Annotated in this window: 23 protein-coding genes and 1 pseudogene; 15 read left to right on the top strand and 9 right to left on the bottom strand. The window is 70.8% G+C overall.

Features of this window, described 5'->3' with window-relative positions:
* Positions 1-108 precede the first annotated feature (108 nt).
* The 7 genes and pseudogenes from WBG79_RS06365 to WBG79_RS06395 all read left to right on the top strand — a co-directional run bounded on the left by WBG79_RS06365 (position 109) and on the right by WBG79_RS06395 (position 9,317).
* Positions 109-1,491: an aminotransferase gene (locus WBG79_RS06365; RefSeq protein ID WP_337356268.1), complete on the top strand. Its 1,383-nt coding sequence runs from the start codon at positions 109-111 to the stop codon at positions 1,489-1,491.
* A gap of 124 nt (positions 1,492-1,615) precedes the next feature.
* Positions 1,616-2,839: an imidazolonepropionase gene (gene hutI / locus WBG79_RS06370; RefSeq protein WP_337356269.1), complete on the top strand. Its 1,224-nt coding sequence runs from the start codon at positions 1,616-1,618 to the stop codon at positions 2,837-2,839.
* The gene (gene hutH, locus WBG79_RS06375) at positions 2,836-4,371 is read left to right on the top strand and encodes a histidine ammonia-lyase (protein ID WP_337356270.1); all 1,536 of its coding nucleotides are present in this window, start codon (positions 2,836-2,838) and stop codon (positions 4,369-4,371) included. Before hutI ends, hutH begins: the two co-directional genes overlap by 4 nt.
* 504 nt (positions 4,372-4,875) lie before the next feature.
* A complete protein-coding gene (gene hutG, locus WBG79_RS06380) occupies positions 4,876-5,712 on the top strand; it encodes an N-formylglutamate deformylase (RefSeq protein WP_337356271.1) in 837 nt (278 codons plus the stop codon).
* Entirely contained in the window at positions 5,709-7,388 is a 1,680-nt protein-coding gene (gene hutU, locus WBG79_RS06385; RefSeq protein WP_337356272.1) for a urocanate hydratase, read from the top strand. The genes hutG and hutU overlap by 4 nt, the downstream gene beginning before the upstream one ends.
* Positions 7,385-7,963: a HutD/Ves family protein gene (locus tag WBG79_RS06390; RefSeq protein ID WP_337356273.1), complete on the top strand. Its 579-nt coding sequence runs from the start codon at positions 7,385-7,387 to the stop codon at positions 7,961-7,963. The genes hutU and WBG79_RS06390 overlap by 4 nt, the downstream gene beginning before the upstream one ends.
* Before the next feature lie 193 nt (positions 7,964-8,156).
* Positions 8,157-9,317 (top strand): annotated as a pseudogene (locus WBG79_RS06395) (AAA family ATPase).
* Positions 9,318-9,388: 71 nt separating this feature from the next.
* On the opposite strand, the gene hutC reads toward WBG79_RS06395, so the two are convergent.
* Entirely contained in the window at positions 9,389-10,156 is a 768-nt protein-coding gene (hutC, locus tag WBG79_RS06400) for a histidine utilization repressor (protein ID WP_337356274.1), read from the bottom strand.
* A 291-nt stretch (positions 10,157-10,447) separates the two neighbouring features.
* Between hutC and WBG79_RS06405 the strand changes: the two genes are divergently transcribed.
* From WBG79_RS06405 to WBG79_RS06415, 3 genes are all read left to right on the top strand, one after another.
* The gene (locus tag WBG79_RS06405; RefSeq protein ID WP_337356275.1) at positions 10,448-11,839 is read left to right on the top strand and encodes a YcaO-like family protein; all 1,392 of its coding nucleotides are present in this window, start codon (positions 10,448-10,450) and stop codon (positions 11,837-11,839) included.
* A 119-nt stretch (positions 11,840-11,958) separates the two neighbouring features.
* Entirely contained in the window at positions 11,959-13,965 is a 2,007-nt protein-coding gene (locus WBG79_RS06410; RefSeq protein WP_337356276.1) for a BTAD domain-containing putative transcriptional regulator, read from the top strand.
* Between the two features lie 11 nt (positions 13,966-13,976).
* Positions 13,977-14,297, top strand: coding sequence for a YnfA family protein (locus tag WBG79_RS06415; RefSeq protein WP_337357895.1), 321 nt, complete (start codon positions 13,977-13,979; stop codon positions 14,295-14,297).
* Positions 14,298-14,381: 84 nt separating this feature from the next.
* Here the strand turns inward: WBG79_RS06415 and WBG79_RS06420 are convergent, their stop codons facing one another.
* The 5 genes from WBG79_RS06420 to msrB all read right to left on the bottom strand — a co-directional run bounded on the left by WBG79_RS06420 (position 14,382) and on the right by msrB (position 19,472).
* Positions 14,382-14,828 (bottom strand): hypothetical protein, encoded by a 447-nt coding sequence (locus WBG79_RS06420; RefSeq protein WP_337356277.1) that lies wholly within the window; start codon positions 14,826-14,828, stop codon positions 14,382-14,384.
* A 65-nt stretch (positions 14,829-14,893) separates the two neighbouring features.
* Positions 14,894-16,753, bottom strand: a complete 1,860-nt coding sequence (locus WBG79_RS06425) for a peroxidase family protein (RefSeq protein WP_337356278.1) — start codon at positions 16,751-16,753, stop codon at positions 14,894-14,896.
* 153 nt (positions 16,754-16,906) lie between these two features.
* Positions 16,907-18,004, bottom strand: a complete 1,098-nt coding sequence (locus WBG79_RS06430) for a lytic transglycosylase domain-containing protein (RefSeq protein ID WP_337356279.1) — start codon at positions 18,002-18,004, stop codon at positions 16,907-16,909.
* A 245-nt stretch (positions 18,005-18,249) separates the two neighbouring features.
* Positions 18,250-18,954 carry a hypothetical protein gene (locus WBG79_RS06435; RefSeq protein ID WP_337356280.1) on the bottom strand — a complete coding sequence of 235 codons (705 nt, stop codon included), beginning with the start codon at positions 18,952-18,954 and terminating at the stop codon, positions 18,250-18,252.
* A 113-nt stretch (positions 18,955-19,067) separates the two neighbouring features.
* Positions 19,068-19,472 carry a peptide-methionine (R)-S-oxide reductase MsrB gene (msrB, locus tag WBG79_RS06440; RefSeq protein ID WP_337356281.1) on the bottom strand — a complete coding sequence of 135 codons (405 nt, stop codon included), beginning with the start codon at positions 19,470-19,472 and terminating at the stop codon, positions 19,068-19,070.
* A gap of 178 nt (positions 19,473-19,650) precedes the next feature.
* Here msrB and WBG79_RS06445 point away from each other — a divergent pair, with 178 nt between their 5' ends.
* Entirely contained in the window at positions 19,651-20,067 is a 417-nt protein-coding gene (locus WBG79_RS06445) for a PaaI family thioesterase (RefSeq protein ID WP_337356282.1), read from the top strand.
* A gap of 6 nt (positions 20,068-20,073) precedes the next feature.
* Here WBG79_RS06445 and WBG79_RS06450 read toward each other — a convergent pair whose 3' ends face one another.
* Entirely contained in the window at positions 20,074-20,379 is a 306-nt protein-coding gene (locus tag WBG79_RS06450; protein ID WP_337356283.1) for a hypothetical protein, read from the bottom strand.
* 232 nt (positions 20,380-20,611) lie between these two features.
* Between WBG79_RS06450 and fba the strand changes: the two genes are divergently transcribed.
* The 4 genes from fba to WBG79_RS06470 all read left to right on the top strand — a co-directional run bounded on the left by fba (position 20,612) and on the right by WBG79_RS06470 (position 23,634).
* Positions 20,612-21,676, top strand: coding sequence for a class II fructose-bisphosphate aldolase (gene fba / locus WBG79_RS06455; protein ID WP_337356284.1), 1,065 nt, complete (start codon positions 20,612-20,614; stop codon positions 21,674-21,676).
* Between the two features lie 346 nt (positions 21,677-22,022).
* Complete coding sequence (gene rpe / locus WBG79_RS06460) at positions 22,023-22,706, top strand: ribulose-phosphate 3-epimerase (RefSeq protein WP_337356285.1); 684 nt, start codon at positions 22,023-22,025, stop codon at positions 22,704-22,706.
* Between the two features lie 221 nt (positions 22,707-22,927).
* A complete protein-coding gene (locus WBG79_RS06465; protein WP_337356286.1) occupies positions 22,928-23,365 on the top strand; it encodes a hypothetical protein in 438 nt (145 codons plus the stop codon).
* A 17-nt stretch (positions 23,366-23,382) separates the two neighbouring features.
* Positions 23,383-23,634 (top strand): hypothetical protein, encoded by a 252-nt coding sequence (locus tag WBG79_RS06470; protein WP_337356287.1) that lies wholly within the window; start codon positions 23,383-23,385, stop codon positions 23,632-23,634.
* A gap of 605 nt (positions 23,635-24,239) precedes the next feature.
* Here the strand turns inward: WBG79_RS06470 and WBG79_RS06475 are convergent.
* Both WBG79_RS06475 and WBG79_RS06480 read right to left on the bottom strand, forming a co-directional pair.
* On the bottom strand, positions 24,240-24,596 hold the full coding sequence (locus WBG79_RS06475) for a c-type cytochrome (protein ID WP_337356288.1): 357 nt from the start codon (positions 24,594-24,596) through the stop codon (positions 24,240-24,242).
* Between the two features lie 78 nt (positions 24,597-24,674).
* Positions 24,675-25,943, bottom strand: a complete 1,269-nt coding sequence (locus WBG79_RS06480; protein ID WP_337356289.1) for a PQQ-dependent sugar dehydrogenase — start codon at positions 25,941-25,943, stop codon at positions 24,675-24,677.
* Between the last annotated feature and the right edge of the window lie 120 nt (positions 25,944-26,063).

The raw sequence follows: 26,063 nt of genomic DNA on the forward strand, positions 1-26,063 counted from the left end.
CCCGACGGGCATGACCGTCGTGCGGCCCCGCACCTGACGGGCGGCTCCGCCTCGGCTATGGTCCGCGCTTCCGCCGCGCACGGCGCGCCGCCTTCGTGAGAGACGACCATGACCCAGCTCACCAACATGCAGGTCCGCGACATCGAGGCCCTGGTGCATCCCTACACGCCGCAGCATCGGCTGCGCGAGATCGGGCCCCTGGTCCTGGAGCGCGGCCATGGTGTCTTCGTCGTCGACACGCAGGGCAAGGAATACATCGAGGGCATGTCCGGCCTCTGGTGCGCCGGGCTCGGCTTCTCGGACGAGGAGATGATCGAGGCGGGGACGGAGCAGCTGAAGAAGCTGCCCTACTACCACCTCTTCGGCGCCAAGGGCTACGAGGTCGCCATCGAGCTGGCCGAGAAGCTCAAGGAGATCGCGCCGGTGCCGATCTCCAAGGTGCTGTTCTCCTCCTCCGGCTCGGAGGCGAACGACACGCAGATCAAGCTGGCCTGGTACTACAACAACGCCCTCGGCCGCCCCGACAAGAAGAAGATCATCAGTCGCATCAAGGCCTACCACGGCGTCACCGTGATGACCGCCTCGCTCACCGGCCTGCCCAACAACCACATCGACTTCGACCTGCCGGTCGCGCGCGTCGTCCACGCCGACTGCCCGCAATACTACCGCTTCGCCCAGGAGGGCGAGACCGAGGCCGAGTTCGTCGCCCGCCTCGCCGCCAGCCTCGAGGCGCTCATCCTGCGCGAGGGTCCCGAGACCGTGGCGGCCTTCATCGCCGAGCCGATCATGGGGGCCGGCGGCGTGGTCGTGCCCCCCGACAGCTACTTCCCGGCCATCCAGCCGATCCTGGCGAAATACGACATCCTCTGCATCTCCGACGAGGTGATCTGCGGATTCGGTCGCACCGGAAACTGGTTCGGCTGCGAGACCATGGACTTCGTGCCGCACACGATCTCGGTGGCCAAGCAGCTCACCGCCTCCTACGCACCGCTCTCGGCCGTCCTCCTGCCCCAGTTCATGATCGACGCGCTGGAGAGCCAGTCCGCCAAGATCGGCACCTTCGGGCACGGCTTCACCTATGGCGGCCACCCGCTCGGCTGCGCCCTCGGCATCAAGGCGATCGAGATCTACAAGAAGCGCGACATCCTCGGCCGCGTGCGCGGGCTCGCGCCCCGCTTCGCCGAGCGCATCAAGCGCCTGGAGGACCATCCGCTCGTCGGCAACGGCCGCTCCAAGGGCCTCGTCGGCGGCGTCGAGCTCGTCGCCGACAAGGCGACCCGCCGGCCCTTCGACCCCAAGAAGGGCGTCGCGGCCCAGTGCGTCGCCTTCCTGCAGGCACGCGGCGCGATCCTGCGCGCGATCGGCGACACCATCGCGATCTGCCCGCCGATGATCATCGCCGAGGCCGAACTCGACGAGCTCTTCGACCGGCTCGAAAAGGCGCTCGACGACGGCGAGGCCTGGGTCCGCAAGGAGGGCCTGCGCGGCTGAGGGCAGGGGCCCCGGCGGGATCGCGGCAACCCCATGTGCCGCGGTCCCGGGTCACGGGCTCTTGCGTCTGCGGTGAATATGTCTATACATTATCCGGGTGCTTCCCGCTCCCGGATGATGCGTCATGGCGCCTTCACTCGAGCCCGCCCGCCTCTATACAGACTGCCGCCTCGCCACCATGCGCCCGGACCGCCCCGGGCTCGGGGTGGTCGAGGCCGCCGCCCTCCTGACGCGCGGCGGGCGCATCGTCTATGCCGGCCCGGCCGCCGACCTGCCGGCCGCCGAGGCCCGCGATGCCGAACGCGTCGTCTGCGACGGCCGCTGGATCACCCCCGGCCTGATCGACTGCCACACCCACCTGGTCCATGCCGGCGACCGCGCCCACGAGTTCGAACTGCGCCTGCAGGGCGCCAGCTACGAGGAGATTGCCCGCGCTGGTGGCGGCATCGTGTCGACCGTCCGGGCGACCCGAGCGGCGAGCGAGGACGACCTCGTCCGCCAGACCCTGCCGCGCCTCGACGCCCTGATCGCCGAAGGCGTCACGACCGTCGAGGTGAAATCGGGCTACGGCCTCGACCGCGAGACCGAGCTCCGGCAGCTCCGCGCCGCCCGCCGCCTCGGCCGCGAACGGGATGTCGACATCGTCACCACCTTCCTGGGCGCTCACGCGCTGCCGCCCGAGGCGCAGGGCGACAAGGCCGCCTACATCGCGCGCGTCGTCGACGACATGCTGCCGGCCGTCGCCGCCGAAGGCCTCGCCGATGCGGTCGATGGCTTCTGCGAGGGGATCGCCTTCTCGTCCGACGAGATCGCCCGCGTCTTCGAGGCCGCCCGCCGGCTGGGCCTGCCCGTCAAGCTCCACGCCGACCAGCTCTCGAACCTCGGCGGGGCCGCCCTGGCGGCGCGATACGGCGCTCTCTCGGCCGACCACCTCGAGCACACCGACGAGGCCGGCGCCGCCGCCATGGCGGCGGCCGGCACCGTCGCGGTGATCCTGCCCGGCGCCTTCTATTTCATCCGCGAGACGAAGCGCCCGCCGATCGACCTCTTCCGCGCCGCCGGGGTTCGGATGGCGGTCGCCACCGACTGCAACCCGGGCACCTCGCCGATGACGTCGCTGCTCCTCGCCTTGAACATGGCCGCGACGCTCTTCCGCATGACGGTCGACGAGTGCCTGCTGGGCGTCACCCGCGAGGCCGCCCGCGCCCTCGGCCGGCTGTCCGACGTGGGCACGCTGGAGCCCGGCAAGGCCGCCGACCTCGCGGTCTGGACCGTCGAGCGCCCGGCCGAACTCGTCTACCGTCTCGGCTTCAACCCGCTTCACGCCCGCATCCGGAGGGGTCGATGATCACGCTTGCGCCCGGCGACGTCCGCCTCGCCGACTGGCGCGCCGTCTGGCGCGGCGCCCCGGCCTCCCTCGACCCCGCCTGCCGCCCGCAGGTCGCCGCCGCCGCCGCCGCGGTCGCCCGCATCCTGGCGGCCGGCGAGCCGGTCTACGGCATCAACACCGGCTTCGGGAAGCTCGCCAGCGTCCGCATCGACACCGCCGACCTGGAGACCCTCCAGCGCAACATCGTCCTCTCCCATGCCGCCGGGGTCGGCGAGCCGATGCCGAAGCCGGTCGCCCGGCTGATGATGGCGCTGAAGCTCGCCAGCCTCGCGCAAGGGGCCTCGGGCGTGCGGCTGGAGACCCTCGACCTGCTCGAGGCCATGCTGGAGCGCGATCTCGTGCCCGTGGTGCCGGCGCAGGGCTCGGTCGGCGCCTCCGGCGACCTCGCCCCGCTCGCCCACATGACCGCCGCGATGATCGGGGTCGGCGAGATCCTCGTGCCGGAGGGCCGCGTCCCGGCCGCCGACGCCCTGGCGCGCGCCGGGCTGAAGCCGGTGGTCCTCGGCGCCAAGGAGGGCCTTGCGCTCCTGAACGGCACCCAGTTCTCGACCGCCCATGCGCTCGCCGGGCTCTTCGAGGCCGAGACGGTCTTCTGGGCGGCGCTGGTCGCCGGCGCCCTGTCGACCGACGCCGCGCGCGGCTCCGACACGCCGTTCGACCCGCGCATCCACCGCCTGCGCCGCCACCGCGGCCAGATCGAGACCGCCGACGCGCTCCGCGCCCTGATGGCCGGCAGCCCGATCCGCGCGTCCCACCGTACCGGCGACCCGCGCGTGCAGGATCCCTACTGCCTGCGCTGCCAGCCGCAGGTCATGGGCGCCGTGCTCGACCTCCTGCGCCAGGCCGCCGCCACGCTAGCCGCCGAGGCGAACGGCGTCTCCGACAATCCGCTGATCTTCCCCGAGGCGGACGAGGCCCTTTCGGGCGGCAACTTCCACGCCGAGCCGGTCGCCTTCGCGGCCGACATGATCGCGCTGGCGATCTGCGAGATCGGCTCGCTGGCCGAGCGCCGAATCGCCATGCTGGTCGACCCGGCGCTGTCCGGCCTGCCCGCGTTCCTGACCCCGAAGCCCGGCCTCAACTCCGGCTTCATGATCCCCCAGGTCACCGCCGCCGCGCTCGTCTCGGAGAACAAGCAGCGGGCGCACCCGGCAAGCGTCGATTCCATCCCGACCTCGGCCAACCAGGAGGACCACGTCTCCATGGCGGCCCACGGCGCCCGCCGGCTCCTGCCGATGGCGGCCAACGCCGCCGCCGTGGTTGCCATCGAACTCCTCGCCGCCGCCCAGGGCCTCGATTTCCACGCGCCCCTCGCGTCCAGCGAACCCCTGGAGCGCGCGCGCGCCGTCCTGCGCGGCGCCGTGCCCCATCTCGACGACGACCGCTACATGCACCCGGATATCGAGGCCGCCCTGACGCTGGTCCGATCGGGAGCCCTGGCGGAGGCCCCGGGCATCGCCCTGCCCGGCATCGCCGGGGAGGCGGCGTGATGACCCGCCCCTGCGCGAGCGCTCGCCGCACTGCGGGCAGCGCGGCTCGCCCCTTCCCTGACTGCACGCCTGGCCCGATGGTTCGGCCCTGCTCGGGCCAGTCCCCGGGTGTCATCCCGGCCACCGAGCCGGGACCCATTGGCCGTGCCGCGCTACACGAGTGTGCCCTTGAGAAAGGCCATCCCCATTGCCCCGCCGATAGGCCCCGGCGCGATGGCCGGGGTGACACCCGTGGGGTGGGCCTTGCCGCATCCGCCCCGCCGCCGCGGTGGTCCGGTCATGCTGCGGCCCTCCCTCCCGCACTCCCGGCCGGAGCGCAGCGGAGAGCCGGGATCCAGCGCCGTCCGCCTGCCGCACCGTTGCGGCCCGGGTCCGGCGCTGGCCCCAGGATCTGCGGCGCTCACGCGCCTTGGCCGGGGATGCGGGGCCTCGCCGGCATCCTCCCCCGCGGCGCCTCCGCATGCCCCGCGCCGGGGCCCGATCCCGCCCCCGGAGCCCGCGACCATGCCTGAGACGCCCTCCTGGCTGACGGTCACCCGCGGCGACGCTCCGCTGCTGGTCTCCATCCCGCACACCGGCACCGAGATCCCTGCCGCCGTTGAGGCCGGCCTCGTCTCCCCCTGGCTCGCCCGCAAGGACGCCGACTGGTGGATCGAGCGGCTTTACGATTTCGCCGCCGGCCTCGGGGCGACAGTCGTCCGCACCGCCGTCTCGCGCACCGTGATCGACGTCAACCGCGACCCGTCCGGCGCCTCGCTCTATCCCGGGCAGGCCACCACCGGGCTCTGCCCGACCACCACCTTCGACGGCGAGCCCCTCTACCGCCCCGGCGCCGAGCCCGGCCCCGCCGAGATCGCCGACCGCCGCCGCGCCTTCTTCGAGCCGTACCACGCGGCGCTCGAGGCCGAGATCGCGCGACTCGGCGCCGCCCACCCCCGGATCGTGCTCTACGACTGCCACTCCATCCGATCCGTCGTCCCGCGCCTCTTCGACGGCGTCCTGCCCCACTTCAACCTGGGCACCAATTCGGGCGCGAGCTGCGCCCCCGACCTCGCCGCCCGCATCGAGGCGATCTGCGACGCCACCGGCCTCTCGCGCGTGACCAACGGCCGCTTCAAGGGCGGCTGGATCACCCGCCGCCACGGCCGCCCCCGGGAGGGCGTCCACGCCGTCCAGATGGAGCTCGCCTGCCGCGGCTACATGGCCGACCCCGAGGGGCCGCTCGACGAGACCACCTGGCCGGCGCCCTACGACCCCGACTTCGCGGCCCCGATGCGCGCCGCACTCACCGCCATCCTGGAAGCCTGCAAGAACTTCGCCCTGGAGGGACCCCGCCCATGAACCGCCCCGCCGGCCGCCTCGACAACGCCCGCGTCATCCGCGCCCCGCGCGGACCCGAATTGACCGCCAGGAGCTGGATGACCGAAGCCCCGCTCCGCATGCTGATGAACAACCTCGACCCGGAGGTCGCCGAGAGGCCGGGCGAGCTCGTCGTCTACGGCGGCATCGGCCGGGCCGCGCGCGACTGGGAGAGCTTCGACCGCATCGTCGCCGCGCTGAAGCGGCTCGAGGAGGACCAGACCCTCCTGGTCCAGTCCGGCAAGCCGGTCGGCGTCTTCCGCACCCACGCCGACGCACCGCGCGTGCTTCTCGCCAATTCCAACCTGGTGCCCCACTGGGCGACCTGGGACCATTTCCACGAGCTCGACCGCAAGGGCCTCATGATGTACGGCCAGATGACGGCCGGCTCCTGGATCTACATCGGCAGCCAGGGCATCGTGCAGGGCACCTACGAGACCTTCGTGGAGGTCGGCCGGCGCCACTACGGCGGCAGCCTCGCGGGCCGCTGGATCCTGACCGCCGGCCTCGGCGGCATGGGCGGCGCCCAGCCGCTCGCCGCCACCCTGGCGGGCGCCTCCTGCCTGGCCGTCGAGTGCCAGCCCTCGCGCATCGAGATGCGGCTCAGGACCCGCTACCTCGACGTCCAGGCGAAGGACCTCGACGAGGCCCTGGCGATCATCGAGCGGTCCTGCCGGGAGCGGAAGCCCGTCTCCGTCGGCCTCCTCGGCAACGCCGCCGACATCTTCCCCGAACTCGTCCGCCGCGGCGTCCGCCCGGACGTCGTCACCGACCAGACCTCCGCGCACGATCCGGTCAACGGCTACCTGCCGAAGGGCTGGACGCTGGCCGAGTGGGAGGCGAAGCGCGAGGCCGACCCCAAGGCCGTGGACCGCGCCGCGCGCGCCTCCATGGCGACCCACGTCCGCGCCATGCTGGACTTCCACCATGCCGGCGTGCCGACCCTCGACTACGGCAACAACATCCGCCAGATGGCCAAGGAGGAGGGCGTCGCCGACGCCTTCGACTTCCCCGGCTTCGTCCCGGCCTACATCCGCCCGCTCTTCTGCCGCGGCATCGGCCCCTTCCGCTGGGCCGCTCTCTCCGGGGACCCGGAGGACATCTGGAGGACGGACGAGAAGGTGAAGGAGCTCCTGCCCGACAACCGGCACCTCCATCACTGGCTCGACATGGCGCGGGACCGGATCGCGTTCCAGGGCCTGCCCGCGCGCATCTGCTGGGTCGGCCTCGGCGACCGTCACCGGCTCGGCCTCGCCTTCAACGAGATGGTGGCCCGGGGCGAGCTGAAGGCGCCGGTCGTGATCGGCCGCGACCACCTGGACTCCGGCTCCGTCGCCTCGCCCAACCGCGAGACCGAGGCCATGCGCGACGGCTCGGACGCCGTCTCCGACTGGCCGCTCCTCAACGCGCTGCTCAACTGCGCCTCCGGGGCGACCTGGGTCTCGCTCCACCACGGCGGCGGCGTCGGCATGGGCTTCTCCCAGCACTCCGGCGTCGTGATCTGCTGCGACGGCTCCGAGGCAGCGGCCAGGCGCATCGCCCGCGTGCTCTGGAACGATCCGGCGACCGGCGTCATGCGCCATGCGGACGCGGGCTACGAGATCGCGCTCGACTGCGCCCGCGAGCAGGGCCTCGACCTGCCCGGCATCCTCGGATGATGCGCCTGCTGCGCGCCGCCGACCGGACGCCGCAGCCCTGGAGGAACGGCGGCGGGGTGACCGCCGACGTGTTCGTCTCCCCGGCCGGGGCCGGGCTCGACGCCTTTGCGGTCCGCCTGAGCCTCGCCCGCATCGAGGCCGCCGGGCCCTTCTCGCCCTTCCCGGGCATCGACCGGACGCTGACGGTGGTCGCCGGCGACCTCGAGCTGGCGGTCGGCGGGGCTCCGGCCGTCCTGCTCACGCCCGCTTCGGCGCCGTTCCGCTTCTCTGGCGACGCTCCCGTCGCCGCCCGGCCCACGGGGAGCCCCGTCCTCGCCTTCAACGTGATGACCCGCCGCGGCGAGGCATGCCACCGGGTCGAGCGCATCCGCCTCGCACCGGGCCAGGCGATGGCCCGCGACCTGCGCGGCGCGCTCCTGCTCTGGGTGGAGGGCGACGGGGTCGTCGAGGTCGGGGACGAAACGCTGGCCCCCGGCCCCCTCGACGCGCTCGCCTGCCCGGACCCGTGCCGCCTGACCTTGAGCGCTGGCGGGACCCTGCATCTGGTGCTCGCCGAGTTCGACGGAGCTTGCTGACCATTGCGGGCAGGACATCCTGTTGGCGGCCCGATCGCTCCACTCGTCTTCCTTGGCCTCTGCGTGCCGACACCGTCAGTCTAGCGCGTTGATGTTACGGCGGCGCGGCAGACGATTGACTGGACGCTATCGTCGGGCACCATTACAGTCCTGCGGTCAGTCGACCGATATGGACCGTAATTGAAGTATTTGAATGATTACGAAGCTCGCGATTTCTGGCTACCGATCACTTCGGAACATCACGTTAGGCCTTGGGCCGGTCAACGTCGTCACGGGACCGAACGGTTCCGGTAAGTCGAGTCTCTATCGCGCGCTCCGGCTCTTGGCAGATGTTGCACAGGGGCGGATCATCCAGGCGCTTGCCGCGGAGGGTGGTTTGGACTCGACCCTTTGGGCCGGTCCCGAGACCCTCTCCCGCGCCATGAAACGTGGCGAGCACCCCGTCCAAGGAACGGTTAGGAAGGGGCCGATTTCGCTGAAGCTCGGGTTCGCAGGCGAGGACTATGGCTATGCCATCGACCTCGGGCTGCCGATCCCTCAACATCGGCCGTCCGCCTTCAAAAGCGATCCGGCCATAAAGACGGAAACCATTTGGACCGCCGAAACACTTGGAAGATCGAACGCTTTCGCGATCCGGCAAGGTCCGGGTGTACGCATTCGCGACAGCAGCGGGTCATAGCGGCAGGCGTACGATAGTCTGGCTCCATTCGACAGCATGATGACGCACTGCAGTGATCCGAGAGATGGCCTCGAACTGCTGCTGTTGCGCGAACGTCTGCGCGGCTGGCGCTTCTACGATCACTTCAGGACGGACGTTGAAGCGCCCGCGCGGCGCCCGCAGGTAGGCACTTACACTCCTGTCCTTGCCAGCGATGGAGCCGATCTGGCGGCGGCAATTCAGACGATCAGGGAGATTGGGGACAGCGATGCCCTCGATGAAGCCGTCGCTGACGCCTTCGACGGCGCCCGTGTGGATGTCAGCGGTGACCGGGGCTATTTCGAAATCGAAGTGCGGCAGCATGGTCTGCTGCGACCGTTGAAGGCCGCTGAGTTGTCGGATGGAACACTGCGTTATTTGCTCCTGACTTCTGCTTTGCTATCGCCGCGCCCGCCGACATTGATGATTTTGAACGAGCCCGAGACTAGTCTCCATGCGGATCTGCTTGCCCCACTTGCTCGCCTCATCGCCGCAGTCGCGTCGACATCGCAGATTTTCGTGGTTACCCACTCGAAGCCGCTGGCCGAGGCATTGTTGGCCCAGTCGGACTGTCGCTCGTTCGAACTCGGCAAGGAACTCGGCGAGACCGTGGTCGCCGATAACGATCGGCCAGCCTGGACTTGGCCCTCCCGCTGACAGCACCGGCCGTCGTCGGACCGGCATTGCCGGACGGCACCGAAAGCCCGTCGTCTTCCGACGAAGTCCAGCTACCGTCCAGCCGTCATCGTCGGCGTGAACCGCGCCACGAGGCGCTGGCGGTCGCCCGGGTACCAGAGCTTCACCGCGGTGATCGGCAGGCCGGACTTCCAGGTGTGGCGTTCCACCACGAGGCAGGCCGTGCCGGAGGGCACGTCGAGGAGCGCCGCCGTCCGCGGGTCGGCGGCCGTCGCCCCGATGGCATGCTCGGCCTCGTGCCACGGAACGTGCTCGAGCAGCCAGGTGCCCGGCAGCGCGCGTTCGAAATCCACGGCCTCGGCATGGGGGGCCGCCTCCAGGGAGACCAGTCTCTGCTCCAGAGCATGCGGCCGGCCGTCCCCGAAATGGCGGCATTGCAGCGCGAGGACCGGCGTGCCCGGGGCGACCCCGAGCCAGCCCGCGTCCTCCGGCGTCGCCTTGCGGACCGTGCGCGCGAGGAGCTCGTACCGGTACGGTTCGCCGCGCGCCGTCACCTCCGCCTCGACGTCCGGGATCTCCAGCACGGCGGACAGGGCCGTCGGGCGCCGCACGAAGCTGCCGGCCCGCCGCCGCCGCTCGATCAGCCCCGCCTCGACCAGGGAGGAGAGCACCTTGCTGACCGTCATGCGCGCGCAACCGTACTCGTCCATGAGCTCGTGCTCGAACGGGATCCGGTGCCCGGGCGGCCATTCGCCCGACAGGATCTTGCCCTCGATATCCGATCGGATCCGCTGATTGAGCGAGGGAACGCCGGCCGTCCGGTGGCCGCGCCGCCGCTCGCCCGTCTTGCCGACTGCCAAGCCCGTCACTCCCGTCCAGCATGCGGGGAAGGGGTGGACTCGCCCGCATGCCCGGAATGCATAGCGCAGAACGGGCCGCCGCGCCCGTTCGGAAGGCGGCAGCCGCGCGGGAGGACGTCGGGTCTTCCCGCGGGCGGCCACCTTCCGGATGTAGCTCCCGCAACGGGAGAAGCTCCGATCGAAAAGGCCTGCTCAAATGACGTCGCGACCGCCGCGGCCCAATGGCCGGGCATCGACCCGTCCGGCTGCCCCCCAGGGACTGGAGCAAGGGCCGGCTGCCGTGGCTCCGCAGTGCGGGCGGACCAGGGCTCGACCGGCGAGCAGGCCGGAAATCCCAAAACCGGCGGCTCGCCGACCGGTTGGTTCCGGGCGACGTATCGCAGTCTGCGCATTCACCGTGAGTTCAGCGTGAGGCACGGCAGAATTGCGGCGAAGCGCGTGCGGTTGTATGCATGCAGAGCTGCACCGGAGCCGCACGGACGACCTGCCGCCCTCATGATCGAACCCATCCCCCTGGCCGCCGTTCCCGGAATGCTGGATGGTGCCGCCGTTCGGCTGGCCGCCGTCGCGGGCCACCTGGAGGACCTGTTCCGGATCGTGCCGCCGGCCGCGCCGCAAGCGTGGTTCTTCGGGGCACGGCTCCGGCCCGGGCCCGGGGTCCCCGCATTCGGCGTCGCAGGGCTCGGTACGAGCCCGGCCGAGGCGCTCGCCAAGTGCCTCGGCGAGGCCGTGGAGGTCGCATCCCTGTTCGAGCGGGGCGACGAGGCGCTCTCGGACGAGTTGGCCTCCCGTCTTCCGGACGCGGGGCTGGGAGCCGACGTCGCGCCGCCCGCGCGCCTCTGGGCGGCGGTGCGGCGTGAGCCCGACGGTGCGCCGTTCCGGATTCCGCTCGCGCTTCGGGTGCGCACATGTCCGCCGGACCGGCACGGCGTGCCGAGCGCGCCCCTCGGGCTCGGCACCGGAGCCGGCCCGACCGCCGGGGACGCACTCCGCCACGGCCTCCTGGAACTGATCGAGCGGGACGCCGTCGCCCTCTGGTGGCGGGCGGGGCGGCCCGCCCGCCGCCTGGCCGCCGATGCCGTCGAGGCCACGGCCGCCTTCGCCGAACTGGCGGCCCTGCGCGGCACGATGCCGCACCGGCCCGTCACCGTCGTCGACCTTGCCACCGACCTGCCCGTGACGGCGCTGGCCGTCTTCTCGACGGGGCCGGACGGCCGCGGCTTCGCGTTCGGCGCGGCGGCGCGGCCGACCTTCGCGGAGGCGCTGCGGGCGTCCCTCCTGGAACTCCTGCAGATGGAACTCGCCCAGGATCTCGCCGCCTGGAAGGCCGATACCCTCGGTGACGGCACCCTGACGGATCTCGATCGCCGCCACCTCGCCCGGCGACAAGGCCCCCCGCCCGCCGAGCTTCCCCAGGTCGCCGCCATGCCGCGCGCCGACATCGGCCCGGACGAAGATCTGGCCGGCAAGACGCTCCCGGCATCGGCAACTGAAATTTTAGAAGGTTGTGCAACCATGGGTCACACAATCTACTCGGCCGACTGTACCCGGGCGGACCTGCAGCTGCCTGTAATTCGAGTGTATGGACCAGAAATGCAACCGGAGCCTTGTCGTATCGTCAAATTTCGCATGGTTTCCTGGAGAGCAAGAACCGGGTTCACCTGGGATAGCCCCCTTTTCTAGTCTAGACTGAAACCGGCGGCCGCCTGGCTGCATGCCGTCACGGACCTTGGCCTTTGCAGACGATCGACGAACGCCTGGAGACGAGGCCTGGTAGCCCGGCCGCCCCTGGACAGGGCGGCATGCTGTTCTTCGACCTCGTCGGCGGCTGCCAGATCCACTTCGACGGCCGCCCCGTCGAGTTGCGCGGGCGCAAGGGGCGCGCGCTGCTCGCCTATCTGGCCCTGCACCCCGGGCAGCCGCAGCCCCGGGAGCGGATCGTCGGCCTGCTCTGGAGCGAGACCGAGGAGGAGAAGGCGCGGGCATCGCTGCGCCAGACCCTGAAGGAGGTCCGCCAGGCCTTCCTGGCCGTCGGCTACGACGGCTTCGCGGCCGAGCGCTTCGACGTGGCCCTCGGGACGGGCGGCGTGCGGCACGACCTGGGTGCCGTGGTCGAGGCGCTGGACGAGGGCAGGGTGCCGGCCGCACTGCTCGAACGCCGCCGCCTGGGCGAGGCCGTCCTGGCCGGCTACGAGGAGATCGATCCCGCCTTCCGGGTCTGGCTCCTCGCCTACAGGCAGCAGATCTCCGACCGGCTCACGCGGCTGCTCGAGGCGGGCATGACCGTCGCCGAGCGGCTCGACGACCGCGACCGGCTCAAGCTGCGCGCCGAGGCCCTCATCAACCTCGACCCGACCCATGAGGTGGCCTGCCGCCATCTGATGCGCCTCAAGGCCCAGGCCGGCGACGTTGCCGGTGCCCACAAGCACTACAAGACCCTCTGGGATCTGCTCGACGAGGACTACGGCACCGAGCCGGCCGACGAGACCCAGGCCCTCATGGTCGCCATCAAGATGGGGCAGGTCGGCGAGGCTCCCGCCCCCGCGGCCCGCCTGCCCGCCGCGCCGGAACCGCCCGAGGCGCTGCCGCGCCCGGTGATCGTGGTAGCCCAGCTCCGCGCCATCGAAGTCTCGGCGCTCAACGCCGACAAGCTCCTCTGCTTCCGGCACGAACTGGTCGCGAGCCTCGTCCGCTTCCGCGAATGGCGGGTGGGCGACCAGATCCCGGCCGGCAAGCCGCCCGCCACGGAGGGCAACCACTACCTGGTCGAGATGACAGCCTATGAGGCTGGCGACGAGACCAAGCTCGTCATGACACTCCAGGACCTCAGCGCCTCGGCGTATATCTGGAGCGAGCAGTACACCCTCTCGCCGTCCAACTGGTTCGCCGTCCAGCGCAACATCGTGCGCGCCATCGGCATGGCCCTGCGGGTGCATCTCTCGACGGAGCGCCTGAACCGCCTCGCCGGCCGCGCGCCCGTCTCCATGGCGCTGCACGACCGCTGGCTGCAGGGCCAGGTCTCCATCATCGGATTCCGCTCGGAGGAATGGCGGCAGGCGGAGGCCATCTTCCGCGAGATGACCGGGCTCGACGAGAATTTCTCGCCGGCCTTCTCGAGCCTCGCCCAGCTGCACAACGGCCGCCATCTCGCCTTCCCGGGGCTGACGCGCGACCCCGTCACCGAGGCCGAATCGCTTCGGGTCGCCCGCAGGGCCGTGCAGATCGACCCGATCGACTCGCGCGCCCACCTCTGCCTCGCCTGGTCGCAGGCGCTCGCGGGCCAGTACGCCCTGTCGGCGGAAAGCTTCCGCCTCGCCCATTCCCTGAACGATTCGGATCCCTGGACCTTGATCTCCGCCGCCCACGGCCTCGCCTTCATGGGCGAGATGGCCGAGGCCGCCCGGCTCGAGGCCCAGATGGTGGCCCTCGTCACGACCCCGACGCGCAGCCAGTGGGGCTACCTGGTCGGCACCCGCTTCCTTTGCGGCGACTACGAGGGATCGATTTCCGCAGGGATATCGGCGGTCGACGTCATCTCCAACCTCCCGGGCTGGATGGCCGCCGCCTACCACCATCTCGGCCGCCGACGCGAGGCCGAGGCCGAGATGACGCGCTTCCTCGACCTCGTGCGCGCGCACTGGTCCGGCGCCGATCCGCCGACGGACCTGGCCATCACCCGCTGGTTCCTGCACAATTTCCCGATCCGCCGCCGCGCGGACTGGGAACGGCTGCGCGACGGGGTCCACGGCGCGGGTGCCCCTCACGTGCCCTGGGCCGACCGCAGCCCCTCGCAGGTGGCCAGCGAGTGACCCTCCCGCCCGTGACGGCGCTTCTCTATGCCGCCGCAGCGGCCGCCGAGATCGCGGGGTGCTTCGCGGTCTGGTCGTGGTGGCGTCTCGGCCGGTCGGCCCTGTGGCTCGTCCCCGGCCTCGCGGCCCTGGCGCTCTTCGCCTGGCTGCTCGCCCTGGTGCCGGTCAGCCACGCCGGACGCGCCTTCGCGGCCTATGGCGGGGTCTATATCGCCGCCTCGCTGGTCTGGATGCGGCTCGTCGAGAACAAGGCGCCGGACGCGTTCGACCTCGGCGGCGCCGCGCTCTGCCTGCTGGGCGCCTTGGTGATCCTCATGGGCCCGCGCGGCTGAGCGGCCGCGGGGGCCTGATCGCCCCGCCGGACGTGCCGGGCACCTCCGGGGAGCGCGCGGCTCCCCGAAGCGAACCGCGGTCGGTCAGACGCACTGCGCGATGGTGTAGTCGCCGATCCGTTCCGCGTGGAGCCGCATGGCCTCGCCCGGTCCCTGCTTCGGCTCCTCCGGCGCGCCGTCGAAGAAGTCCGGCGAATAGAAGCCCGGGAGCTTGTAGTAGCCGCCCTCCTCGAGCCACTTCTCGGACTCCTTCAGCATGCGCGCCATGGGCAGCCGCACCACGAGCGTCGACTCGGTCGACTGGACGAAGCGGATCTTCTTCATCTTGCCCTGGAACGAGGCCAGCCACGCGTCGCAGTTGGCCTTCGTGGTCGCCCCGGCCTTCACCAGCATGGCGAGGAACTCCTCGAGCGTCTTCGGCTTCGGCAGGTAGACGCCGCCGTTCTGGACGCGGTCCTGCTTCAGGGCCCAGGTCTTGGTTAGCTTGCCGAGCTGTTCGTAGTTGGTGATCTCGAGTCTCTTCAAAGCCATGGTCGAACTCCAGCCCTTGCGCGGCGATCAAGAGGCCCCGCCGCTTGGCCATTTCGCGAGGACGGTCAGAGGAAGGAGGGTCCCGGGATCCCGCCCTTCACGAGGCGGGGCAGAGCCTGCAACAACTTGGGGACGCTGTCGATCTCATTTGCACCCGTGCCGGTGAGCTCCGGCAGGCACCCCGCCGCCCGGGCCCCGAGCCGCGCCACCAGCGCCGCCCGGATCGAGGTCGCGAGCGGCCCCCCCGCGGTCTCGCTCGGCGGAATCGTGGCGGCGAGGCCGCCGAAGATGGTCTCGGCGACGATCAGCGAGCCGAGGATGCCGAGGTGGCGGCCGTGGTCGCCGCCGCCCTCCGCGGCCCCGGCCATCCCGGCCTCGAAGCGCAGGAAGAAGGGCAGGGGCGGATCGTCCGCGAGCGCGCTGGCGATCGCGGCCGGCACCGGCCGCAGCGAATCGGCCAGGAAGGCGCCCACCAGGCCGGACCGGTAGGCCTTGTCGGCCAGCATCCGGTGGCCCGACACCCAGTCCGGCGCCAGGGCGGAGAGCCGGGCGACGAGCGGTTCGAGCCGCCATAGACGGGCGAGCCCGGCGCTGATCAGGTCCCGGTAGTCGAGCCCGACCGCCCCGGTGCCGTCCGTCGCCGGGAACAGGGAGGCGTCGAAGAGCGGGCCCGTGGAGGTCGGCCCGATGCGCCGCGCGAGGTCGGGCCGCCGCCTCGGGTCGACCTCGAAGAATCGCGACCAGGTCGCCAGCCAGTGAGCGTTGGGCGGGATCCGCACGCCGCCGGCCTCCGAGCTCTGGCTGAGGATGGCGGCGAGCGAGACGCTCTGCCCGGTCCGTGCGGCCGCGTCGCTGAACCCGTATTCGTCGCGCACCAGGCTGTGTCCGGTCCGGAACGCCGCATAGGCGAACTCGAAAACCGGCGGCGCCTCGGGCCGGCAGGAGAGCGGATCGAGAAAGGTCGGCTTGTCGCGGTCGTAGGCGGCGAGGACCGCCGGATGCAGCAGCCGCCCCATGGCGTCCCGGCGCAGGATGCGACGGTACACGAGCGTCACCACCTCGCGCGCCGCATGGTATTGGTCGAGCCGCATCTCGTCGTCCGTGGCGGCGTATTCCGTGCCGAGCCCGAGGCCGTCGAGCCGGTCCACGACCGCGTTGTGGAGGAGCGAGAAGGCGACGACGAGCTGCGAAAGCGTCGCGTTGTCGTCGTTGCGCGCGTCCGCGATCAGGACCTCGGTCGGACGGTTGATCTCGATCGGACCCGGGGCGGCCGGCGGCGCCTCGAACAGGCGCTGGCGCGGAATGTCGCGCGCCGGGGTGGAGCCGTCGTCGAGCAGAGCCGGTCCGATCCGCAGGTAGCGGCGCGGCCGGCCCAGCCGCTCGAACCGGTAGGCGCGGCTCCCCTGCACCGGGCCGTCGCCGTAGAGCGTCTCCAGCACCAGCGGCTGCCGGCGCAGGTTGCCCTGCGAGACCCCGCCGTCCCCGGCCTCCGAGAGCGGGACCGCGGACTGGACGAGATCGTGGGCGACGAACTGCAGGAGATAGGTGTAGCCGGCCGGGAAGCCGGGATTGTCATGCGGGTGCAGGCCGGGCGCGAGCGGCGTCGTGAAGCCGGGATCGGCCAGGAGCCGGTCCGAGAGGGCCTGCATGGCCCGCCGGAAGCGGTCCTCGGTCGGCCGCGACGCCTGCGGGGGCTGGCCGTCGAAAAGGGTCTTCTCGTCCGACCCCGGCTCCCCGAGGAAATGGCGGAACCCCGGGACCGACCCGGCCGCATGCGGGCAGACCGGCTGGACGCCTGCGCCCTTGCGCGAGCCGAATTGGGCGCCCGATCCGGGAATGCCGAGCCCGAGCCCGTTGGCGCCGGTGCCGACCGCGCTTCCGGCCGGCGTCGCCGACCTGCCGCGGCCGATCCTGTGTCCTCCCAAGCGCGCTCCTCCCGCTCCCGCCGGACCGGTCTCGCCACGGCCCGGGTCGCCGAAGGCGGCTCCGGCGCGGGTCGCACGTCGGAACCGAAGGGGGACGCGGTCTCGGCAGGAGCCGATCTTCGAACGGCTCGAGAGTGCCCGAGAAGCGTGAGACTATCGTGAAGCCGAACCCGCCGGAATGCGCCGTCCTGGCGCCCCGAAGGCGACCTGCGCCTCGGTCTTCAGAAGGTCGGCATAGCGGGCGAGGCGGCTCTCCATCATGGCCACAAGCCGGCCATAGACCTCGGCCGTGGTGAGGGCGCGGAACTTTCGGCCCTGCCGCGCGTAGAAGAGCGAGCGGTTCGCCCGCGCGGCGGCGGGGAAGCGGGCGTTCGCGGCCATCGTCGGCTTGTCCGCCTTGAGCTTCAGGAGCCGCTCGGCGCCCGCCGACCCGAGCAGGTGCGAGAAGTAGAATTCGCGCGTCTCCAGCGGACGGCCGAGTTCGGCCTCGAGCGCCGCACGGTCGCGCTTCAGGAGCGCGGCGGCGAGGAGACCGGACACATAGGGATCGCGCCGCAGCCCCAACACCCGCTCGCGCGCGGCCGGGTCCTTCACGGTCCAGCGGTCTCCGTCCCGTTCGACGAGCGCGGCCTCCGCGGCGAGCCCGTAGGCGGGCCCGTCCCGCCGGACGCTGTCCAGCCAGGTCTGGTCGATGAACTGGAAGAGGCCCTCCGCCGAGGAGGTCCGGGCCCGGATCGTCGGATCGAGGCTCGACTCCTTGTCGGCCAGCGCGACCAGGTAGACGGCATCGACCCCCGTCTCCGCCGCGACCCGCTGCAGGATGCGCGTGACCGCCTGCCGTCCCGGGTTCGGCTGGAAGCGCGTCGGAAGCGTGATCAGGTCCGCCGTCTCCTCGCCCTCCTCGGCCCGGCATGTCCGCTCCGGTTCCGCGGGGGGAACGGCTGCGCCGGAGCTTTCGGCCCCCGCAGCCTCCGGCGCCGGCAGCACGCTGCCCGGGATCATTGCTTCGGGCGGCAGGAAGAGCGGATCGACGCCGCCCAACCCTCCGGCCGGCTCCTCCCGGAGCGAAATCTGTTCGAACCTGACGACGGGAACCTCGTCGGTCTGTCCGTTCGCAGCGGGCGCCGTGGCGATCATCGAGCCGAACAGGACCGCCGCGGCGACCGGTGAAGCGCTCCGCGGAGCGCCGAAGACGAGTCGCGAAAAGCCATGAAGAACCGTTTCGCCCTTGGCGAGAATCGTGAGCGCCATCCAGTCCAGTCCGAGGCTATTGCCAAGCTTGTTTCCGCCCGGCAGTTGTCGTTGCCTCGTTCAATGGCCGGATGATGTGACCAAAATGAGCAAGCACGACCGTTGCCGTGCCGAAAAACTGCCAAGAGCCGCAGCATCATCTTTGAATTTCAACGCAGTTCCGGCTCGCGCCACACCTCTTAAAATTCCGTTGCCGCCGTCTTGCGGACGTCGCCGAGCCCCCTCGGAACGGTTCCGGACGACCTTCAGGGCATGACCGGGCCGGCCGTAGCCGGCGCGCTGACGGTCTGCGCCCGCGCCGGCGGTGCGCTGGCGCTCGCCTGGTGGAACGCCCTGTTCTTCTCGTAGCGTTCGCGATCCATGACCATCAGCGTGTAGGAGAGCACCTTCCCGTCCGCCACATCGAGCAGCATCAGCGCCGCGGTCCGCGCGGTGCCCTTCGACAGGAGGTCGATCTTGCCCGAATAGGTCTCGAGCTGGCCGGAGCCCTCCGGCACGCGCCCCCACAGGAGGCGGACCACCTGGCGGCTGCCCTTGCCCTTCTCGGCCGCTGCCGGCAACGCTTGGCGCTTCGTCTCCCGCCCGTACTGGCGCTTCACGGGATCGAGGACGCGCGACAGGGAGGTCGGCGTGGCGAAGCGCGTCCGGATCGTCAGGAGATAGGCCTCCTCGCCGAGCGCGGTGGCGGTGAAGTCCACGTCCGCCGAGCTGCAGATCCGGCCCTTGTCGCTGCAGGCGGTCGGGAACGAGAGTTCCGGGTCGCCGCCGGCGTTGCGGTCGGCCTCGCCGGAGGAGCCGAGACTGTCCAGTCCCACCTGCTCCATGTCGGCGAGCGTCAGGCCGAGCTTGAGGTCACCCAGGGCTTCCGGTCCGAACGCCGCCGCGGGCACGGGCGCGAGGGCGGCGGCGATCATCGCGGCGGCGGCCGCGGTGCGGCGGGTTCTGGTCATGACTCGTCTCCCGGAAGATCCCGCCGGGCTATCGCGGGACTCCACCAAGGACGATCGAGCGGCCGGATCGTTCCCGCCCGGCCGCGCATCCCTGTTCCGCGCCCGTGGAGTCCTCAGGCCTCCGGCACGAAGGTCAGCGCCACGCCGTTGATGCAGTAGCGCAGGTGCGTCGGCGGCGGACCGTCCGGGAAGACGTGGCCGAGATGGCTGCCGCAGCGGCTGCAGTGCACCTCCGTGCGGACCATGCCGTAGCTGCGGTCCTCTGTGGTCTCGATCGACCCGTCGACCGGGTCGTTGAAGCTCGGCCATCCCGTCCCGCTCTCGAACTTGCGCTGGGAGCGGAAGAGCGGCTGGTCGCAGCCCGCGCACACGAACGTGCCGGCCCGCTTTTCATGCAGGAGCGCGCAGCTCCCCGGCCGTTCCGTCCCATGGCCGCGCATGACGGCATACTGTTCGGGCGTCAGCCGCTCGCGCCATTCCTTGTCGGTGCGGGTCACGGGGAAATGGGTGCCGTGCATGGGCGGTCTCCTTCTGGTGCGGCGGCCTCCTATTGTGGGGGCGCGCCCGCCCGCAGGGTAGGGGGCGCGGCGATCACGATGCGGTGGCCGTCTTTGCCGCAAGGCGGGTACCGCTCCGGCGGGCTTGCCCCGGAGCCCTTGCCGGGGCACACGAGGCGTGACCAACGGAGATCCAGTCGTGAGCGCATCCTACGACCCCGCCGCAGACGGCTGGGACAGAATCGATCAAGGCGGCTTCGAGAGCTTCATCGGCCCCTTCTGGCAGAAGCGCGAGCCGGACGGCCGCATCGCCGTGGGGCTCATGACCCGGGCCGACCACATGAACCGCAACGGGGTCGTCCACGGCGGCGTCACCCTCGCCATGGCCGACCAGGCGCTCGGCCTCGCCGCCTACGACGACACCGGCGGCCTGAAGCAGGCGACGATCCAGCTCGACGTCCACTTCACCGCCCCCGTCCGCATCGGCAGCTTCCTGGAATGCCGCGCCGTCGTCACCCGGCGCGCCAAGGGGGTGATGTTCATGGCCGGCACCTTGACGGCCGGCGGTCGCCCGGTCGCCACCGCGCAGGGCATCTGGAAGATCGCCGAAGGCTGACGACGGTCAGAGCCGCTCGATCGGATGGGCCCGGATCACGATCGCCTCCTGGCGGAAGCGCCGCTCCAACTCGGTCCGGTAGCTGCTCCACCAGCCCCGGTCGAGGCTCCCGACCATCACCTCGATCACCACCACGTCCTCCGAGACCGTCGCATGCGCGCCCGCCCAGACCCCCTGGGCCGGCGCCCGCAGATGGGCCGTCACCCCACCATGGCGCGCCACCAGTTCGTCGCGGACACGCGCGAAGGCTTCCGCCGGAAAGGCCTGCCCCTCGTTGTCCGCGGTCGGCAGTAGAATTTCGACCAATTGCATCCCGGTCCGCCCTCCCTGGCGTCTCAACGCGGCGAGCGTGGTTGCAGTTCTGCCGATGTCGGCGACGCCACGTCCCGCCATCTCTTCCTGGGCTGCAAGTTCTTGCCAAGGCCCTGGCGATTAACCCATTTTCCGGACCTTTAACCTTCCTTTCGTCTTGCCGGATCCCCATCTCGGGCGTTAGGAGCGTGTCAGACCGCTTCCCGCCCTACGCCTTTTCAGGAGACCCTTCATGCCGCTCGTGTCCATGCGCCAGCTTCTCGACCACGCCGCCGAGAACGGCTACGGCCTGCCCGCGTTCAACGTGAACAACCTCGAGCAGGTCCGCGCCATCATGGAGGCGGCCGAGAAGACCAAGTCCCCCGTCATCCTGCAGGCTTCCGCGGGCGCCCGGAAGTATGCCGGCGACAACTTCCTGCGCCACATGATCCAGGGCGCCCTCGAGACCCATCCGACCATTCCGATCGTCATGCATCTCGACCACGGCGCCGCCCCGCCGGTCTGCTACTCGGCCATCGAGAACGGCTTCACCTCGGTGATGATGGACGGCTCGCTGCAGGCCGACGGCAAGACCGTGGCCGACTACGAGTACAACGTCGACGTGACCCGGTCCGTCGTCGAAAAGGCCCACGCGCTCGGCGTCTCGGTCGAGGGCGAACTCGGCGTGCTCGGCTCGCTCGAGACCATGAAGGGCGACAAGGAGGACGGTCACGGCGCCGAGGGCACCATGACCCGCGAGCAGCTCCTGACCGACGTCGACCAGGCCGCCGACTTCGTCGCCAAGACCCAGTGCGACGCCCTCGCCATCGCGATCGGCACCTCGCACGGCGCCTACAAGTTCACCCGCAAGCCGACGGGCGAGATCCTCGCCATCTCCCGCATCAAGGAGATCCACGCCCGCATCCCCAACACCCACCTCGTCATGCACGGCTCCTCCTCCGTGCCCCAGGAACTCCTCGCCGAGATCCGCCAGTATGGCGGCGAGCTCAAGGAGACCTACGGCGTGCCCGTGGAGGAGATCCAGGAAGGCATCAAGCACGGCGTCCGCAAGGTCAACATCGATACCGACCTGCGCCTCGCCATGACGGGCGCGATCCGCCGCGTGATGTTCACCAACAAGGGCGAGTTCGATCCCCGCAAGTATCTCGGCGAGGGCGTGAAGGCCATGTCGGCCGTCTGCGCCGCCCGCTTCGAGGCCTTTGGCACGGCCGGCCAGGCCGAGAAGATCAAGCCGCTGCCGCTCTCCGAGATGGCGAAGCGCTATGCGAGCGGCGAGCTGAAGCAGGTCGTCCGCTGACGCTGCGGGCCGCTCGGCACGGATGAGAGGGGGCGGGCTGGCGGGTCCCATGGGTGCAACATCCCCGGGGCGATGGCGTCCCGCCCCGACCTTGCCACGGGTGTCACCCCGGCCATCGAGCCGGGGCCCATTGGCGGTGCGCCGCGGCACGACCGCACGGTGAGGCTCCCGCAGGGCAGGAGGAGAGGCCAGTGGATCCCGGCTCGATGGCCGGGATGACAGTCGTGGAGAGGCCGTGGCGGGACAGCGGCGCCTCGACTGCTTTCCCGCGCCGCGTCGGCCTAGCCCCGACCCCACCGGACCGTTAGAACCGGTCCCGAGCCATCAACGCCTGCGAGTCTCCGCCATGCTCCCCGCCGTCATCGCCCCGTCGATCCTCTCCGCCGACTTCGCACGCCTCGGCGAGGAGGTGAGGGCCGTCATCGACGCCGGCGCGGACTGGATCCATTTCGACGTCATGGACAACCACTACGTCCCGAACCTCACCATCGGCCCGATGATCTGCAAGGCGATCCGCCCCGTGACGCCCGCGCCGATCGACGTCCACCTGATGGTGAAGCCGGTGGACGCCATGATCGAGGCCTTCGCGGATGCAGGGGCCGACTGGATCAGCTTCCACCCGGAAGCCTCCGAGCATGTCGACCGCTCGCTCGACCTGATCCGGCGCCGGGGCTGCAAGGCCGGCCTGGTCCTCAACCCGGCGACCCCGGTCGACTGCCTGGAATGGGTCATGGACCGCCTCGACCTGGTCCTCCTCATGTCGGTCAATCCGGGCTTCGGCGGGCAGGCCTTCATCCCCTCGGCGCTCAGGAAGGCCGAGCGCGTCCGCCGCCTGATCGAGGCCTCCGGACGCGAGATCCGGCTCGAGATCGACGGCGGCGTGAAGACCGACAACATCGCCGCGGTGGCGGCCGCCGGCGTCGACACCTTCGTGGCCGGCAGCGCCATCTACGGGGCGCCCGACTACCGGGCCGTGATCGACGCCATGCGTGCCGAGATCGCCAAGGCGCGCGACGGATTGCCGCGCTGAGCCGTTCCTAAGGACGAGGCACGGCCCACGGCCCCGCCCGCGCCGCCGAACCGGCCGCGCGACGCTATCTCTTAGAAAGAGCTTATCGTTTCGCCCGTGCAAGGTCCGCGAAAGCACGGCAATCTCCCTCCGACTGGAGCCGGTGCAACGGCCCGCCCGGCAGGCCTGTCCTCGCCCCCCGCAGGACGGCCCGCCGGTCTTTTCGCGAAAGGGAGACCGCCTTGAAGCGCTTCGCCGTCCCGTTCCTCGCCGCCGCCCTCGCCCTCGGAGCGGCCGCCCCGGCCTTCGCCGCCGGGGACCTCATGAAGGGCCGCACCCCCCTCGACGAGATCAAGCTCGGCGACGGCCAGCAGAACGACTATGCGGTCACCAATCCGGAGATCACGCTGGAGACCGGCAAGGGCTACCGCCTGCCGATCACCTCCTCGGGCGGCAAGGAGTACAAGTTCGTAGCCCCGAACTTCTTCCGCCACATCTGGGTCGACCAGATCGTCATCAACGACCTCGAGGTCCACATGGCCGGCCCGCCGGCCTGGCTCGAGTTCGACGCCGAGGGGACGATCGAGGTCCACTTCACGCCGGTGAAGACCGGCACCTACGAGTGGTACATCGAGGGCCTCGCCGACAAGGGCATGAAGGGCAAGTTCATCGTCAAGTGACGGGGGGAGGGGACGTCGTGAAACAGGCCATCATCACAGCCCTGGCGCTCGCGCTCTCGGCCGGCGCCGCAGCCGCCGACGACAGGGCCGAGTGCGAGAAGGGCATCGCCTTCATCAAGGCCGAGATCGGCAAGAACCCGGCCGAGCCGGTCATGACCAAGCTCAAGAAGGCGCTCAAGGACGCGAACCGCGAGCTCGGCGAGACCGAGTACGACGAGTGCATGGACGCCGTGAAGGACGCCCAGAAGGCCCTGGGGAAGAAGAGCTAGGCCGCGGGGCCTGACCCCAGGGACGCCTCACTGCCGACCCCGGGGGCAGTCGTCGCCCGACCTCTCCCCGGCAGGCCGCCCTCGCCACCCGCAACGGCCTCCCGCGGCCGATGCCGGGACCCACCCCTCCACCCGCAACCCCGGACAAGGCGCGGCACGCGCCGCCGATCCGGGGGCCAGCGCGGGCGGCGATCCGCAGCGCTGCGGCCGACGGAGGGCGCTGGCCCCCGGCTCTCCGCTTCGCTCCGGCCGGGGATGCGGGGAGGGGGTGACCGGGGCCTCTCTGCTGGGTGCCGTGCGAGGGCGCCGCCTTCCGGCGCCGGCCTTCCCACGGATGTCATCCCGGCCATCGAGCCGGGACCCATTGGCCTTTCCGCCTGCAGAGCGGGTACCTTCCAGCACGCTCGTGCCGCGCCGAGCCGCCAATAGGCCCCGGCTCGATGGCCGGGGTGACACTTGTGGGGGAGGCTTTCCCGCGACGGCACCGTGGCGGCGTTCGGCGCGGGCGGAGCAATGGCATAAGCGTAACGGTGCCGGGTCCCCGCAGCGCTCCGGCCGTGGATGCCGCAAGGGAGGCGCGGGTCTCGCGACGTGGGGCGTTTCCGCTACTGGCCCGGGAGCTTCACGCTCACCTCGATGGACGAGTACCAGGCGGCGAGGTCGGCGATGTCCTGGTCGCTCAGGGCCTTGGCGACCACGGTCATGTTCTCGTCCTTGCGCTCGCCGGCACGGAAGGCTTTCAACTGCTTGTCCAGGTAGAACACGGTCTCGCCCGCCAGGTTGGCCGCGTTGGGGAGCTTGGCGAGACCGTCGATGCCGTGGCACGGCGCGCAGGCCTGGGCCTTCTTGCGGCCGGCGGCGGCGTTGCCGTCCGCGAAGGCGGGGCCGGCGGCCACGGGCAGGACGAGCGATGCGGCAAGGCTCAGGGCGGCACCTCGGCGGAGCCGGGCTCGGAGGGTCATGGGCATGTCCGGGTCGTGTGCGACTGAGGGGAGGAGGGAGGCGGCCCGCCCCACGGGGGGCGGGCCGGTTCGGCAGGCTCAGCGGCCCTCGTACCAGATCCGGTAGAGAGCGCCGGCGAGGTCGTCGGAGACCAGGATCGAGCCGTCCTTGAGCTGGGCGACGTCGACCGGGCGGCCCCAGTACTCGCCGTTTTCCGTCAGCCAACCCGAGGCGAAGACCTCGGTCTTGTCCGCGGAGCCGTCGGGCTTCAGCGAGGTGAACATCACCCGGGCGCCGACCGGGTCGGTCCGGTTCCAGGACCCGTGCTGGGCGGAGAAGATGCCGCCCTGGTATTTCGCCGGGAACATGCGGCCCGAGTAGAAGCTGAGGCCGAGGTCGGCCGCGTGGGCGTCCATCTCGACTTCCGGGAAGACCACGTTGGCGGGCGGCGTGTCCTCCTTGTACTCGACGGTGCGGATCTTGCCGCCGCCGTACCAGGGGAAGCCGAAGTGCTGGCCGGCCTGCGTGGCGCGGTTCAGTTCGCCCGGCGGGATGGTGTCGCCCATGCCGTCGACCTGGTTGTCGGTGAACCAGAGCTGGCCGTTCTTCGGATTGAAGTCGATTCCGACCGAGTTGCGGATGCCGCGCGCGTAGACCTCGCGGCCCTTGCCCTCGCGGTCGACCCGGATGATGCCGCCGATGCCGAGCTTGTCGAACTCCTCGACCTTGTCCTTGGCCTGCACGTTGAAGGGCTGGCCGAGCGCGATATAGAGCTTGTTGTCCGGTCCGACGCGGCAGACGCGGGCGGTATGGTTGTAGCTCTCGTGCTCCTTCGGGATCAGGTCGCCCTTCTTCAGGACGTTGAAGGCGGCGACGTCCGGGCTCTCATAGAAGAACTCGGCCGCCGGGAAGGTCAGGACGCGGTTCTGTTCGGCGATGAACAGGAATCCGTCCTTCGAGAAGCACGGTCCGTTCGGGATCGAGAAGCTGATCGACGGCGCGAACTCCTTCACCTCCTCGGCGAATCCGGCCTTGCCGCGATCGGTGACCGCATAGACCTTGGTCTTGCGGGTGCCCACGAAGGTCACGATGCCCTGCGGCCCGACCGCCATGTGACGGGCGTCGGGGACGAGGGCATAGAGGCTGATCTTGAAGCCGTTCGGCATCTTGATCTTGGACAGGTTACGCTTGATCGCATCGGCCTTCGGGCCGGTCTGCGGCACCATCGGGATTTCCGTCATCCCGGTGGTCTTGAATTCTCCGAGGCGTTCCAGGTTGTCCACGGTGGGCTGCTGGGCCAGGGCGGCCGTCACCGACGCAGCGACCATCGCGGCGGCAGAAGCCGCGGCGAGCATGAGGCGTTTCATTAAATCCCTCCAAATTTATCGTTACTTGGCGTCTTCCCCCGCGCGCTCTCCGGCGCGTCCTCTCCCTCCCCCGAGGGACCGGGGACCGACACCTTTGCCGGAAACCCGCATTCGTTCAAT

It is taken from the genome of Prosthecomicrobium sp. N25 (assembly GCF_037203705.1).
Classification (GTDB): domain Bacteria; phylum Pseudomonadota; class Alphaproteobacteria; order Rhizobiales; family Ancalomicrobiaceae; genus Prosthecodimorpha.

Coding starts and splice junctions, on each gene's coding strand:
- hutH (WP_337356270.1), top strand. CDS start 2,836: ATGATCACGCTTGCGCCCGGCGACGTCCGCCTCGCCGACTGGCGCGCC.
- hutU (WP_337356272.1), top strand. CDS start 5,709: ATGAACCGCCCCGCCGGCCGCCTCGACAACGCCCGCGTCATCCGCGCC.
- WBG79_RS06365 (WP_337356268.1), top strand. CDS start 109: ATGACCCAGCTCACCAACATGCAGGTCCGCGACATCGAGGCCCTGGTG.
- WBG79_RS06450 (WP_337356283.1), bottom strand. CDS start 20,379: ATGCAATTGGTCGAAATTCTACTGCCGACCGCGGACAACGAGGGGCAG.
- hutG (WP_337356271.1), top strand. CDS start 4,876: ATGCCTGAGACGCCCTCCTGGCTGACGGTCACCCGCGGCGACGCTCCG.
- WBG79_RS06430 (WP_337356279.1), bottom strand. CDS start 18,004: ATGGCGCTCACGATTCTCGCCAAGGGCGAAACGGTTCTTCATGGCTTT.
- WBG79_RS06390 (WP_337356273.1), top strand. CDS start 7,385: ATGATGCGCCTGCTGCGCGCCGCCGACCGGACGCCGCAGCCCTGGAGG.
- fba (WP_337356284.1), top strand. CDS start 20,612: ATGCCGCTCGTGTCCATGCGCCAGCTTCTCGACCACGCCGCCGAGAAC.
- msrB (WP_337356281.1), bottom strand. CDS start 19,472: ATGCACGGCACCCATTTCCCCGTGACCCGCACCGACAAGGAATGGCGC.
- WBG79_RS06480 (WP_337356289.1), bottom strand. CDS start 25,943: ATGAAACGCCTCATGCTCGCCGCGGCTTCTGCCGCCGCGATGGTCGCT.
- hutI (WP_337356269.1), top strand. CDS start 1,616: ATGGCGCCTTCACTCGAGCCCGCCCGCCTCTATACAGACTGCCGCCTC.
- WBG79_RS06435 (WP_337356280.1), bottom strand. CDS start 18,954: ATGACCAGAACCCGCCGCACCGCGGCCGCCGCCGCGATGATCGCCGCC.
- rpe (WP_337356285.1), top strand. CDS start 22,023: ATGCTCCCCGCCGTCATCGCCCCGTCGATCCTCTCCGCCGACTTCGCA.
- WBG79_RS06475 (WP_337356288.1), bottom strand. CDS start 24,596: ATGACCCTCCGAGCCCGGCTCCGCCGAGGTGCCGCCCTGAGCCTTGCC.
- WBG79_RS06410 (WP_337356276.1), top strand. CDS start 11,959: ATGCTGTTCTTCGACCTCGTCGGCGGCTGCCAGATCCACTTCGACGGC.
- WBG79_RS06420 (WP_337356277.1), bottom strand. CDS start 14,828: ATGGCTTTGAAGAGACTCGAGATCACCAACTACGAACAGCTCGGCAAG.